Genomic DNA, 13,362 nt, shown 5'->3' on the forward strand with positions numbered 1-13,362 from the left:
GGGACGCGGCCGGTCTCAGGACTCGGCGCGCAGCTCGCCCTCGGCCACCAGCCGGTCGAGGGTCAACTCGGGTTGTTCGCCTTCGAGCCGCTCGAGCCAGTAGATCGACTCGAATAGCGCCAGAAGCAACCCGTCGGAGCGCTCGAGCACGTCCACGCCCTGCATGGCGCGCAGTGCGGTGCGGGACTCCTCGTCGGTGCGCCGCGCTACGCGGTAGCCGGTCATGGTGAGCTCCACCGGCGCCTTGAACTCCGTTTCGAGGCGGTGGGTGGCGACCTCGAACTGGAGAGCGCCAACTGCGGCCATCACGGGGGCCTGGTCGCCGAAGTCGGGGTCGCGCAGCACCTGAACCACGCCCTCCTCGTCGAGCTGCTGGATGCCGCTGCGGAACTGCTTCGACTTGGACACGTCCTTCACCCGCACCGTGGCGAAGTGCTCGGGCGCGAACGAAGGAATTGTCGGGAACTCGACGGCCTCGTCGACGTACAGCGAGTCGCCCACGCGCACGTCGTTGGCGTTGACGAGGCCCACGACGTCGCCGGGGAACGCCTCCTCGAGGGTGTCGCGTTCGGCACCGAACACCGAGTGCGCGTACTTCGTGGCAAACGGCTTGCCGGTACGACCGTGGGTCACAACCATGCCGCGCTCGAAGCGGCCGGAGTTGACCCGGATGTAGGCGATTCGGTCGCGGTGTGCCTTGTCCATGTTGGCCTGCACCTTGAACGCGAATCCCGAGAACGGCGCGTCCAGCTGTCGGCGCTCGCCCTCGGCGTCCGGCCGTGCCGCGGGGGCCGGCACCTCGTCGATGACGGCGTCCAGCAACAGGCGTACGCCGAAGTTGGTGATGGCGGATCCGAAGAACATCGGGCTCGACTCGCCCTCGAGGAACAGCTCGGTGTCGTGCTCGGCGCCTTCGAGCAGTTCCAGCTCATCGGCGCAGTCGGTCCAGGCCTCGCCTTCCTCTTCTTCGGCCCGTTGCGCGTCGATGATCTCCTCGGGAGCCTCGGTGGCGCCCCGGGCGGTGCGGGTGAAGCGCACGAACTCACCACTTCGCCGGTCGACCACGCCGCGGAAGTCGCCTGCGATGCCTACGGGCCACGACACGGGGGTGCAGATCAGCGACAGGTGCGACTCGATGTCGTCGATCAGTTCCAGTGGTGACAGCCCGGGGCGGTCCCACTTGTTGACGAACGTGATGATCGGCAGGCCCCTGTCGCGGCACACCTCGAACAACTTGAGCGTCTGGGCCTCGATGCCCTTGGCGGCATCGAGCACCATCACCGCTGCGTCGCACGCCGTGAGCACGCGGTAGGTGTCCTCGGAGAAGTCACGGTGCCCGGGCGTATCGAGCAAGTTGACGACCTTGTCGCGGTAGGGGAACTGCAGCACGGTCGAGGTGATCGAGATGCCGCGCTGCTGTTCGAGTTCCATCCAGTCCGACGTGGCGGAGCGACGGTCTGATTTCGCCTTCACCGAGCCGGCCTCGCGACCGAGCGCGCCGCCGTACAGGAGCAGCTTCTCGGTGAGGGTGGTCTTGCCGGCGTCGGGATGCGAGATGATTCCGAACGTGCGGCGTCGGGCGGCCTCGGCCGCTGGTTCAGCCATTCGCAGTGCTCAGTCCACCAGCTTGTCGACGCAGCCGAGCAGGTCCGCGGTGCGCGGGTCGCCCGCCAGCCCGAAGTGCATCTTGTTCATCACGTAGCCGCCGGCGAGGCCGCGGTCGGGATCTGCGAAGCCGACGGAACCGCCGGCGCCGTAGTGGCCGAACGACCGGCCGCCGACAAGCGGGGAGAAGTCAGAGTGACCCATGAATCCGAGGGCGAACGGGATGGCGAACATCAGTACGCTGTCGGGGCCTTCGACCTGCGGCTCGATGGCTCGCTCGATCGTTTCGGCTGACAGGAGGCGCTTGCCGTCGACCTCACCGATGATCGACGCGTAGAGCCTCGCCATCGACGCTGCGTTGGTGACACCGTTGGCGGCCGGTATCTCAGCGGACCGCAGCGCCGGCTCGTTCCACACCGACTCGGCGGCGAACGCTCCACCGGGTGCGGAGAGGGCCCGCCCGATCAGGTTGTCGGGTCCGAGCAGCGACTCGAGCATCTCGAGCAGGCCTGAGGGGGCGTCGTCGGAGCCGTCGCCCTCCTCTGCCATCATCATCGGCGGGTGGTCGCCGCCGCCCATCGGGATCAGTGGCGCGACGCGTGACTGCTCCTCGTCGGGCAGGCCGATCCAGAAGTCAAGGCCGAGCGGCTCGGCGAACTCCTGGTTGAAGAACGAGCCGAGGCTCATGCCGGTCACGCGGCGGACCACTTCGCCGACCAGCCAGCCATAGGTCACGGCGTGGTAGCCGTGGGCCGTGCCCGGCTCCCAGGCCGGAGTTGATTCGGCCAGCGCCGAGGTGACGGTGTCCCAGTCGAGACCCTGCTCGAGGGTCATCCTCGCGTCGGTGTCGATCAAGCCGGACTTGTGGCAGAGAAGCCAGCCGACCGGGATGGATTCCTTTCCGCCCACGCCGAACTCGGGCCAGTACTTCGCCACGGGTGCGTGCAGGTCGAGCTCACCACGCTCCACCAGCAGGTGAGCACACATGGCGGTCGCCCCCTTGGTGGAGGAGAACACGAGCTGCAGCGTGTCCTCGTCATAGGGGTTGCCGTCGGAGTCGGCCACCCCGCCTGTGAGGTCGACGACCTTCTCGCCGTGCAGGTAGACGGCGAAGCCGGCACCCACCTCGCCGTGCTCGGCGAAGTTGCGCTCGAAGACCCCGCGTACTTCTTCGAATCCGGCTGCGGTCGTACCCCGGATGTCCACCATGTCTGTACCCCCGGGCTCCGGCCCTGTCGTGGTCGATCGAACACGGAAGGCTAGGTCAGTGCGAGGTGGCACCCAAGGCCGCCGCCTGCCGGTGGCCCTGGCGATCGGGTTTCAGGGCCCTTCTCGGATCTCCGAGGTGCCGAGCACGCTTGGCGGGACGGTCTGCGGGGTCGTGTCGCCAGTGGAGTCGGTCGGCGGCGACTCCTGCTCGGGAGCCGGCTCGACGACCTGGGTGTCGCGCCCGGCCGGCTCGTCCTCGATCACCCGCAGGGCAGCGGGTGTGGCGACCGCCACGGCGACCGCCGCTGAAACCGCCACGGCAACTGCAGCGCGGCGGAACCGGGAGGCGTCCCCATTGCGCGCAGTCCCCGGTTCCATACCCTTCATCATGGTTCAGTCTCGTCCTGTGAGCCCCACGGGCGGAATGAGCAAAAACCCGTGTATGTCTCAGCCGGCGTCCACTTCCTCTTCGGTCGGTCCGAGGTTGATGATCCCCAGGCGCACCGCCGACAGCACAGCATGGGTGAGGCTCTGGGTGTCGAGACGCCTGTAGGTGGCGTTGAGGTGGTTGTGGACCGTCTTCTGCGTGATTCCCAGCTCTCGGGCCGCCTGCTTGGTGGACAGGCCGTCGGCGATCATCTGCAGGATCTCCTGTTGCCGGTCACTCAACAGGTCCGCTGCCTCTGAGCTCGGTCCTGCTGTCTCCAGCATCATTGCGGCGAGTTTCGGGCTCAGCACCTCCTCGCCGGCCTCCACGCGTTCGAGTGTGTCGAACACCTCGTCGAACGACGTGCCCTTGGTGAGGTAGGCGATCGCGCCGGCATGCAGGGCGGCGCGGGTGCGGTCCGGGTCGTCGTGCATAGTGAGCACGACCACCATGGTCTCGGGCAACTCGGCAACGATCCGTTCCGTGGCGGCCACGCCATCGAGCACCGGCATGGACAGGTCCATCAGCACGATGTCGGGTGTGGTCTGCAGGGCCAACTCGATGGCCTCCTCACCGTTGTCGGCCTCGCCGACCACGGTGGCTCCGGCTGACTCGAGTCCACGCCGCACGCCATCGCGCAGGATCTGGTGGTCATCGGCGAGCAGCACTCTCATTCTTGGTCTCCAGGTTCGGTGTCGATTTGGTTCTCGCCGACGCGCCCCGCGCTGACTCGCAGACAGGTTCCCACACCGGGCCGGGACGAGAGGTCGAAACTGGCGCCGATCACCTCGGCGCGTTCGCGCATGCCGACCACGCCGTAGGAGCGCTCGCGAATCGCGCGGTCGATGTCGAAGCCACGGCCGTCGTCGGTGACGACGAGTTCGTAGTTGCCACCGTCGACGCGCCAGTCGACCTCGACGTGATCGGCCTTTGCGTGGCGGTCGACGTTGTTGAGCGCTTCCTGCAGGATGCGCAGCAGTTCATTCTCCACCGGCACCGGCAGTCGCTGGTCGGGGTGGGCAACCCTGAATCGAGCCGCCACGTCGGTCCGGTCGGCAAAGCGGGTCACGAGGTCGTGGCCGAGCACTGCGAGCGGTCGATCGTCGCTCACGCCGGAGCGCAATTGGCGCAGGGTCTCGCGGAGCTCGTCCAGAGCCTCTTCAGCGTCGTTGTTCAGTCGGTCCAGTTGCTCGCGGTCGACCTCGCTCGCGGCCGACATCTGCTCCAGTTCCAGCTTGATGTAGGTCATCCACTGGCCGAGGCGATCGTGGATGTCGCGTGCGACCCGCACGCGCTCCTCCTCCGCGCCCAGGCTCCGCAGTCGTCCGAACCAGCGGGCGTTGTCGACGGTGAGGGCCACCACATCGGCGAGGCCGTCGCGCAGCAACGGGTCGATGTCGTCGAAGTGTCCGGGATCCGGATGCTCCAGGGCCAGCACGCCGATGTTGCGGTCGCGCGCCCGCAGCACCATGTAGACGCCGCTGCGGGAATCGTCGCTCAGCGCATCCTGCGCAGCGAGTTCGGGCACGTAGATCGGGGAGCCGTCGCCGGCGAGCACCCTGGCGAGTGGCCCGGGCAGGTCGCCCAGGGGGTATGCGGCCCGCATCGCACAACGGTCGGTGATCTTCGGCGTCCACTCGTCGTTGTGCTCGTCGAGGGTGAGAAGTGCAATCACCCAGGGTTGCATGTAGGTGGTGAGCAACGTGCGGGTGCGGTCGAGAGCCTCGCGCAGGGTGAAGGCACCCGGCAGCGTGAGCGCTACGTCGGACAACTCACCCAGGAGGTCGTTCGCGGCTCGCAGCCGGGCCAGTTCGCCTCCGGCTGCCCGCGACTTGCGAGCAGCGTCGAGCAGGCGGTTGCGCAGGAACACCCCGCCGGCGGCGGTGACCGCCACGCTGATCACGGCAAACAGGTCGTTGGTCTCCGCCACGATGCTGGTCAGGTCCGCACCCGACACCTCGAAGAAGACAGTCACGATCGCCACGGAGACCGCACCACTGGTGAGAGCCGTCGATGGGCCCCAACCGAAGGCAGCCACAGCGACGGCCGTCAGCAGGCAGAGCAACCATGGCGACTCGGTCGCCCCGGTCCAGCCCACGGCCACGGAGAACACCGCCACGTCGATCAGGGGCACGGTCGCCGGCCAGCGGCGGTGGTCCCCGAGCGCAAGAGGCATCATGGTGCGCAGCGTCGTCATGAACACACATACCGCGAGCAGGACCACGTCGGTCCAGCCAGACTCGGCCCGTTGAGGGGCCAGCGCCACCAGCCCGTAGCCGACCGCACCCCAGCGCATGACGGTTATCGCCGGCTGCACGGCCGCGCGCAACCAGACCGCACCATCGGAGTCGGGTGATGCGGCGCCGCTGTGGGCCCTGTCCTGGCCGAGGAGTGTTCGCAGTTGGCTCGTGCAACCAATCTACCGGCGACTTCCGGCGGACCGGGTGAGACGAGTCGGCTTGGGGGAGCCGCGGGTCGGGGAGGGGGCCGCAGGCACCGCTCCCTAGGATGGCGCCGTGAAGGATCCAGCGGCTGCGGAGCCGCCCGACGAACCCGGTGCCGGCGGCACCACGATCGACGTGGCGCGTGCCTACCCGGGGGCGCGTCGCCCCGATCGCCGCAGGACGGTCGACTCGGGCGGTGTGGGCCTGGCTGTGTCGGAGTGGGGCGACGAAGGCGCGCCCCCTCTCGTGCTCGCGCACGGCGGGTTCGACTTCGCCGGCACCTTCGATGTGTTCGCCCCGATGCTGGCCGACGCCGGCTGGCGGGTGGTGGCATGGGACCAGCGGGGCCATGGGGATTCGGACAGGGCCCACCTCTACAGCTGGGAGGCCGACCTGCGCGACGCGGCGGCTGTGATCGGCACCTTGCCGCCGGGCAGGTTGCCGTTCGTCGGCCACTCCAAGGGCGGCAACCTCGTCACCCACCTGGCCAACGCGTTGCCACACAGGATCTCGGCGCTGGTGAACCTCGACGGGCTGCCATCACACAGGGCGATGTCGGACATGTCCGACCACGAGCGGGCGCGGCGGATCCGCGAAGAGATCGACAACTGGCTCGCACACCGCCGTTCGCTGGTGGGCAAGCAGCGCAGGCCGGGCACCATCGACGAGTTGGCCGAGCGCCGTGGCCGGATGAATCCGCGGATGTCGCGCGAGTGGCTCCGCTACCTGGTGACCGTCGGCGCGAACGAGGCGGAGGACGGTTGGCGTTGGAAGATCGACCCCACAATGCGCATGGGAGGGTTTGGTCCGTGGAGGCCGCAGTGGTCGTTGCTGCAGCTCCCCGGTGTCGGCGTGCCGGTGCTCGGCGTGCTCGGCCTCGAACTCGAAGTGATGGGCTGGGGCACGCAGCCCGACGAAGTGCTGCCCTACCTGCCGGCAGGCGCCAGGTTCGAAGGCCTTGAGGGTGTGGGCCATTTCGTGCACATCGAACAGCCCGGGCTGGTGGCGGACCTGATCACGGAGTTCCTCCAGTGAACGCCCAGCCGGCGCCCCTCACCGCCACGGTCCGCCACAACCGGGTCGACCTGGCGTTGCACCGGCTGGCGGAGGATTCCTCCGGCGCGTCGGTGCATCCACTGCTACGGCTACACGGCCTGGGTGAGAGCACGCTCCCCGAAGCGGCTGAACCGGTCGTCTGGCCGGGCGCGGTGTACGGGCTCGACTTCACCGGCCATGGCGCGTCGACGCTGCCGGTCGGGGGTGGCTACACGAGCGAGATCCTCGTGGGCGACGTAGATGCCGCGCTGCAACACCTGGATTCTCCCGTCACGATCCTCGGGCGCGGCCTCGGCGCGTACATCGGCATGCTGGCAGCCGCGGCGCGCCCTGATGTGGTCATGGGCGTGGTGCTGGCCGACGGCCCCGGCCTCGCCGGAGGCGGTGTGCATCCGGGTTCGCCGGCGCTGGTGCGCCCTGCTGAACGCACCGGCACGCCCGTCCCCTACGCGCTGCTGGAGCTTGCCCGCGACGTGCGGCCGGCCGACTATGCACGCAACTTCGCCGGCTACGCGATGGAGGGCAGTGATCTCGACCTGCCTCTCTGGGTCGCAACCGTGGTGCGCCCGGCATGGCTCGAGGCGATCGTGGGGGAGCCGGGCGTGGGCGAGGGCAGCATCGAACGCGGGCTCGCCACCTACGCCTCGCCCGGTGTCTGAGCGAGGTCCGCCCGAGCGAACCGCACCTGCACCGGGGTCAGCTGGCCGGTGGGTCCTTGAGCCCGGCGAGCGTCACAGTGATCACGTCCTCGATCAGCTCGTTCGCATTGTCGAGCAACATCACCTCACCGCCGGAGCTACCGAGCAACAACACGGTCGCAAGGCCGTGGGTGGTGGTCCACAGCGTCATCGCCGTGAGCAGCGGATCGCGGTCGGGGTGGATCTCGCCCCGCTGCATCGCTTCGGCGATTGCGCGGCCGGGCTTGTCGAATGCGACTGTCGCCGCGGCCAGCTCGTTGTCCGCTTCGGGGATCGGGATCTCGCCAGGGCGGAATACGAACATCACCCGGAACATGCCGGGGTCGGTGATCGCCTGGCGTACGTAGGCGTGACCGTACGCGTGGAGGCGTTCCATGGGCTCCACCGCGTCGACCTGGTCGAAAGCTTCCATCAGCTCCGCGAACCCCTGTTCCGCCACGGCGGCGAGCAGGTCACCCTTGTGCTCCACATGGGCATACAGGGCCGGGGCGGTCACCCCGAGTGAAGCGGCGAGGCGCCGCAGGGACAGGGAGTCGAGGTCGGTGTCGGAGAGGAGCTGGCGCGCCGCATCCACGATCTCCTCGCGCCGCAGCGGAGTCGATCTCTTCGAGGTGGATCGGGCCATGCGGGAAACCTACCTGCCTGCGCCCGGGCGGTTTCAGTTCGCCGGCTCGCCGACCCCGCGATCAGTCGTCGTCTTCCTCGTCGTCGGCGAGCTCCAGACGCGGGAGCACATCGTCCAGGCGCATGCGCGTCTCGCCGAGGCAGTTCTTGCACCACTCGACCAGCTCGGCCGCTCGCTCAACGGAGGCCGAAAGATGGTCGACGTCGATCGCGTCGGTCTCGAGGCCCCGCACGATCGAGTCGAGCTCCTCCAGACAGCCGTTGAAGCCGAGCTCCCCGGGCGGTGTGGATGCCGGTGACCCGGCGTCTTGTTCGCTCACTCGGAGCCTCCTTCGGTGACCACGGAGCTGATCCTGCCATCTGCGACGGTGGTGACGAGTTCCGTGCCTGCTTCGAGGCCGAGAGCGCTACTCACAATGGCACCGGTGGCGTCACGGGTGATCGACCAGCCCCTCTTCAGCAACAGCGCCGGGTCACGTGCCGCCACGAGCCCTTCGAGGTTGCCCAGCCTGGTGCCGGCTGACTCGAGGGCCCGCGTCGCGGCCGGCTCCACCCGGGCGGCCAGCGAGTCGACCCGGGCGGCGAGCCGGCCCGCCGACAGCGGGGCCGCAGAGGCCACGCGTGCGAGTCGGGAGTCAAGCCCTGCCGATTCGCGGTTGAGGTGACCCCGCGATGCGATCGCAACGCTGCGGGTCTGTGAGTCGAGCAGGTTGCCGGCGCGCGCGAGCCGACCCTCCGCGGCGCTGCGCAGTGATGCGGTTGTCGCACCCAGCTGCTCGTGAGCCGATTCCGCGCGCTCCACCACCGACGCCGCCGCTGCGGTCGGGGTCTTGAAGGCGCTGTGGGCAACCTCGTCGGCAACCGTGCGGTCGGTTTCGTGGCCGATGCCGGTGAACACCGCCACGCCCAACGTCGCGATGGCCCGGCCGAGGCGTTCGCCGTCGAAGGTGGCGAGGTCGGTGGAGGCCCCACCGCCGCGCACCAGCAGCACCACGTCGACCTTCAACTCGGCGGCCGTGCGCAGGGCCGCCACGATGGTCGCCTCGGCCTCGGCGCCCTGGGTGCGGGCATCTATACGGCTCACGCTGAGCCCCACCCTGCTGCGCTCGAGTTCGTGGAGTGTGTCGGCCTCGGCCGCACTGCCCCGCGACGTCACAATGGCCACTCTCAACGGTGGGTGGGGCACTTCGACGAGGGCGTTGGCATCCAGCAGGCCCGCGTTGGCAAGCGCAGCAAGGGCACGGTCCCGCTTCTGCTGGGCGACGGCAAGCGTGTAGCTCGGGTCGATGCCCGTCATCATCAGCTGCAGCCGGCTCTGCGCCGGGTAGGTCTGCAACTCGCCCGAGATTCGCAGAACCGTGCCTTCCTCGATGCGTACGCCTCCGCCGCGCTTGGTGACGATGGCGTTGACCCGGTTGCGGTACCCGCTGAACAGGGTCACCGACAACCGCGCAGCGTTGTGCGTGCCATCGGTTCCCGGCTCCACGAGGTCGAAGTAGCTGTGGCCCGCGGCGCTGCGGTGCAGCGACCGCAGCTCACCGGTAACCCAGACCGGGCTGCCGAAGGCGTGGTCGATCAGGCCGTTGACGGCATCGTGGAGTTCGGTCACCGACCAGGTGGCGGCACGCGAGGCGTCGCGCCCGTCGCCGGACTCGGTTGTCTCCGCCTCAGGCGGTTCCCCCACGGCGATGCCCGTCGGCTCAGTCGCCGGCGGCGTCCTCGTGGCGGAGCACGAGCACGGGGCGCGTCGAGTGGCGTACCACGTACTCCGACACGGAGCCGATCAGCACCCTGGAGATGAAGCCATGGCCATGCGAGCCCACCACGATCACGTCGACGTCGGCCTCGTCGGCCTCGTGGATGATCATCTGCCCGGAGCTGCCTTCGACGACCTTGGTGTCGACGACGGACTTGTCGAGCCCGAGGGCGGCTGCCGTGTCTGCCAGCTCGGTCGAACCCTCGCTGAGGATCGCGTCGCGTGCCCGCTCAGACTCCTCGGGCGACAGCAGGTTGCCTTCGAACCCGCCCGCTCCCGAGTCGTCCGCTATCGAGGTGTCGGCCACAGTGAGCAGCGTCACCTTGTCGGGGTTCAGCAGCGCCACGCCCTTGCGGGCGGCGTCGATTGAAACCTCGGATCCGTCTGTTGCGATCAGCGCGTGCACTTCAGCTCCTGTTCAACGGGCCTCTCGAAGCCCGGTCCGCAACAGACTACCGGCGCAACCCCCAGCACCGTGCGGTCAGGATTCCTCGGCGACGAGGGTGCGGTACAGCTCGGCGTAGAGGCCGCCGGCCGACAGGAGTTCGTGGTGGGTGCCGGTCTGCACGACGCGCCCGTCATCGAGGACCACGATCGAGTCGGCGCCGGTGATGGTGGACAGGCGGTGGGCGATCACCACCGCCGTGCGCCCCTCGAGGGCCTGGGCGAGCGCCTGCTGGATCGCCTGTTCGTTCTCGGCGTCGAGACTCGAGGTTGCCTCGTCGAGCACCACGACGCACGGATCCTTGAGCAGCATCCGGGCGATTGCGAGGCGCTGCTTCTCACCACCGGACAGCCGGTAGCCGCGTTCGCCGACCATCGTGTCGAACCCGTCCGGCAGGGCCTGGACGACGTCGAGGATGCGCGCCGCTGCGCATGCGTCGCGCAGTTCGTCATCGGTGGCGTCCGGTCGGGCGTAGAGCAGGTTCTCGCGCACGGTGGCGTGGAACAGGTGCGGGTCCTGGGCGACCACACCGATGTTGCGGCGGAGGTCGGCCAGGCTCACTTCCCGCACGTCGTGGCCATCCACGGTCACGCTGCCAGAAACCACGTCGTACAGACGCGGGATCAGCGAGGCGACTGTGGACTTGCCTGCTCCTGAGGGGCCGACGAGGGCGACCGTGCTGCCGGCGGGGATGTCGATCGATACGTCGTGCAGAACGATCGGCGGTCCGCCGGGTAGTTCGCGTTCGACCGGGCCGGTCTCGAGGCTCTCGACCGAGGACTCGCTGCCGGAGGGGTATGCAAAGGTCACGTCGCGCAGCTGCACGTCGCCCCGCACGGCGTCGAGGGCCACCGGGTCGTCGGGGTCGACGATCGGGTTGGGGGCATCGAGCACCTCGAACACGCGCTCGAAGCTCACGAAGGCACTCATCACGTCCACCCGGGCGTTGGTGAGGCTCACCAGGGGCTCGTAGATGCGCACCACCAGAGTCGCGAGGGCCACGAGCGATCCGGCGGTGATCGCCCCGGAGATCACCTGGCGGCCGCCGATGAAGTAGACCGCCGCCACGCCGATCGCGCCCACGAGGGTCATGGAAGCCATGAACACCCGGGTCAGCAAGGCTGACTTCACCCCCACGTCGCGCACGCCACCTGCACGGCCGGAGAACGTGTCGGTCTCCTCGGTGTGGCGGCCGAACAGCTTCACGAGCAGGGCGCCGGCCACGCCGAACCGTTCGGTCATCTGGGCGTTCATCTCGGCGTTGAGCTCCATGCCGCGCCGGGTGTACTTCTGCAGCCGCTTGCCCACTCGCTTGGCCGGAATGAGGAACACCGGCAACAACAGCACCGAGATGATCGTGACCCGCCAGTCGAGGGCGATCATCGCAACGAGTGTGGTGACCAGCGTGACCACGTTGGATGCGACCGTGCCGAGTGTGCCTGTCACGGCGCGCTGGGCGCCGATCACGTCATTGTTGAGTCGGCTCACGAGCGCCCCGGTCTGCGAGCGGGTGAAGAACTGGATCGGCATGCGCTGCACGTGGTCGAACAGCGCGACGCGCAGGTCATAGATGAGGCCTTCGCCGATGCGTGCCGACCACAGTCGCTCGAGCAGCGAGGCCACCATCGCCACGACTGCCGCACCCACCACGGCCAGTGACAGCCATGCGAGCTGGTTCGAGTCGCCGTTGGGCAGGGTTTCGTCGATGATCGTCTTGAACACCAGTGGCGGCACGAGTGCGAGCAACGACGCGGCCACGATCGCGATCAGGAAGCCGATCAGCTGGGCCTTGTATGGGGCGGCCCACGAGGCCACCCGTCGGACCAGGCCCCGGTCGAGGGTTGCACCCTCGGCCTTGGAGGGATCCTGGTGGATCATTCTCATCATCGTCATGGACACAGTCCGCGACGGTACCGGTGCGCAGGGTTGTGGGGTTGACGCCACCCGCCGGGCATGATGGCTCGGTGACCGCTGCCACACGCCACCGGCCGACAAGTCGCTCGACCCTTCTGAGGCCGCGCGGACACCGCCGCAGCGGTTCGGGGCCCATGTTGGCCGGACCGCTGCCGGTGGCGTCGACCGCCGTGGTTCGCCTGTTCGGTCTGCTGTCGCTGATCCTGGCGGCGATGTGGGCGCTGCCGGGTCCGGTGGGCGCAGCGGTGCGCGACGCGACCGCGGTGGTCCAGACCACGGCCGAGTCGGCGATGACGTGGTGGAAGGCCGCGATCCTCGGCACGGTCGAGGGCCTCACCGAGTACATCCCCGTTTCCTCGACCGGTCACCTGCTGGTGGTGTCGCAGTTGCTGGGTCTCGGGGAGACCGAGGCCGACCAGGCCGCGGCCAACACCTACGCGATCGCCATCCAGTTCGGTGCCATCGCCGCGGTGGCGGGGCTTTTCTGGAAGCGCTTCCGCGACATGGTCCTGGGCCTGTTCGGCCGCAGCGAGCCCGGCCGCCACCTGCTCCTCGTCACGATCATCGCCTTCGTGCCGGCGGCGGGGATCGGCTTCCTGTTCGATGATGCGATTGAGGACAAGCTGTTCGGGCCCTGGCCGATCGTGGGTGCCTGGGTGGTGGGTGGCCTGCTGATCCTCGGTCTCGAGTGGGCGGGATTGATCCCGAGGCGCGGCGAGAAGGTCGAAGGCGACCACGACCCGGTGCTCGACATCACCTATCGCCAGGCGCTGATCATCGGCATCGCCCAGGTGGCCGCGCTGTGGCCGGGAACCAGCCGTTCACTCGCCACGATCCTCGGAGCGCTGCTGGCCGGTGTCGGCATGGCGGCTGCGGTCGAGTTCAGCTTCATCCTCGGCTTCGTGACCCTGACCGCCGCCACCGTCTACTCACTGTTGCGTGACGGCGGCGACCTGTTCGAGCAGTTCGGAGTGATCGACCCGTTGATCGGGCTGTTGTTCGCGTTCCTGTCCGCCGTGGTGGCGATCAAGTGGATGATCCGCTACCTCGAGACGAACAGTCTCGCAATCTTCGGCTGGTACCGGCTCGTCGTCGCGGCGATCACCGTCGCCCTCATCGCGGGCGACGTTCTGTAGCCGGCCCATCGCCTCCATCAGGACGGGATTCCTGCCGGCCATGTCCGC

At 68.6% G+C, this 13,362-nt stretch carries 13 protein-coding genes; 3 read left to right on the plus strand and 10 right to left on the minus strand.

The annotated features are described in order from the left end of the window. Positions 1-15 precede the first annotated feature (15 nt). The 5 genes from GY812_06805 to GY812_06825 all read right to left on the minus strand — a co-directional run bounded on the left by GY812_06805 (position 16) and on the right by GY812_06825 (position 5,570). Positions 16-1,605, minus strand: coding sequence for a peptide chain release factor 3 (locus GY812_06805; GenBank protein ID MCP4435195.1), 1,590 nt, complete (start codon positions 1,603-1,605; stop codon positions 16-18). Positions 1,606-1,614: 9 nt separating this feature from the next. After that, on the minus strand, positions 1,615-2,814 hold the full coding sequence (locus tag GY812_06810) for a beta-lactamase family protein (GenBank protein ID MCP4435196.1): 1,200 nt from the start codon (positions 2,812-2,814) through the stop codon (positions 1,615-1,617). 111 nt (positions 2,815-2,925) lie between these two features. Then, a complete protein-coding gene (locus tag GY812_06815) occupies positions 2,926-3,192 on the minus strand; it encodes a hypothetical protein (protein ID MCP4435197.1) in 267 nt (88 codons plus the stop codon). Positions 3,193-3,261: 69 nt separating this feature from the next. Further along, positions 3,262-3,915: a response regulator transcription factor gene (locus tag GY812_06820; protein ID MCP4435198.1), complete on the minus strand. Its 654-nt coding sequence runs from the start codon at positions 3,913-3,915 to the stop codon at positions 3,262-3,264. Next, the gene (locus GY812_06825) at positions 3,912-5,570 is read right to left on the minus strand and encodes a GAF domain-containing sensor histidine kinase (protein MCP4435199.1); all 1,659 of its coding nucleotides are present in this window, start codon (positions 5,568-5,570) and stop codon (positions 3,912-3,914) included. The genes GY812_06820 and GY812_06825 overlap by 4 nt, the downstream gene beginning before the upstream one ends. Positions 5,571-5,757: 187 nt before the next feature. On the opposite strand from GY812_06825, the gene GY812_06830 reads away from it, so the two are divergent. Both GY812_06830 and GY812_06835 read left to right on the plus strand, forming a co-directional pair. Then, positions 5,758-6,720, plus strand: coding sequence for an alpha/beta hydrolase (locus GY812_06830; protein ID MCP4435200.1), 963 nt, complete (start codon positions 5,758-5,760; stop codon positions 6,718-6,720). After that, the gene (locus tag GY812_06835) at positions 6,717-7,400 is read left to right on the plus strand and encodes an alpha/beta hydrolase (protein MCP4435201.1); all 684 of its coding nucleotides are present in this window, start codon (positions 6,717-6,719) and stop codon (positions 7,398-7,400) included. Before GY812_06830 ends, GY812_06835 begins: the two co-directional genes overlap by 4 nt. Positions 7,401-7,437: 37 nt before the next feature. Here the strand turns inward: GY812_06835 and GY812_06840 are convergent, their stop codons facing one another. The 5 genes from GY812_06840 to GY812_06860 all read right to left on the minus strand — a co-directional run bounded on the left by GY812_06840 (position 7,438) and on the right by GY812_06860 (position 12,142). Next, positions 7,438-8,064 carry a TetR/AcrR family transcriptional regulator gene (locus GY812_06840; protein MCP4435202.1) on the minus strand — a complete coding sequence of 209 codons (627 nt, stop codon included), beginning with the start codon at positions 8,062-8,064 and terminating at the stop codon, positions 7,438-7,440. A gap of 61 nt (positions 8,065-8,125) precedes the next feature. After that, the gene (locus tag GY812_06845) at positions 8,126-8,317 is read right to left on the minus strand and encodes an exodeoxyribonuclease VII small subunit (protein MCP4435203.1); all 192 of its coding nucleotides are present in this window, start codon (positions 8,315-8,317) and stop codon (positions 8,126-8,128) included. A 62-nt stretch (positions 8,318-8,379) separates the two neighbouring features. Continuing rightward, positions 8,380-9,747 (minus strand): exodeoxyribonuclease VII large subunit, encoded by a 1,368-nt coding sequence (xseA, locus tag GY812_06850; protein ID MCP4435204.1) that lies wholly within the window; start codon positions 9,745-9,747, stop codon positions 8,380-8,382. A gap of 16 nt (positions 9,748-9,763) precedes the next feature. After that, positions 9,764-10,225, minus strand: coding sequence for a universal stress protein (locus GY812_06855; protein ID MCP4435205.1), 462 nt, complete (start codon positions 10,223-10,225; stop codon positions 9,764-9,766). A gap of 75 nt (positions 10,226-10,300) precedes the next feature. Then, entirely contained in the window at positions 10,301-12,142 is a 1,842-nt protein-coding gene (locus GY812_06860; protein ID MCP4435206.1) for an ABC transporter ATP-binding protein, read from the minus strand. 326 nt (positions 12,143-12,468) lie between these two features. Between GY812_06860 and GY812_06865 the strand changes: the two genes are divergently transcribed. Beyond that, complete coding sequence (locus tag GY812_06865) at positions 12,469-13,314, plus strand: undecaprenyl-diphosphate phosphatase (protein ID MCP4435207.1); 846 nt, start codon at positions 12,469-12,471, stop codon at positions 13,312-13,314. Positions 13,315-13,362: the final 48 nt, after the last annotated feature.

The sequence above is a fragment of the Actinomycetes bacterium genome (assembly GCA_024222295.1).
GTDB lineage: Bacteria > Actinomycetota > Acidimicrobiia > Acidimicrobiales > Microtrichaceae > JAAEPF01.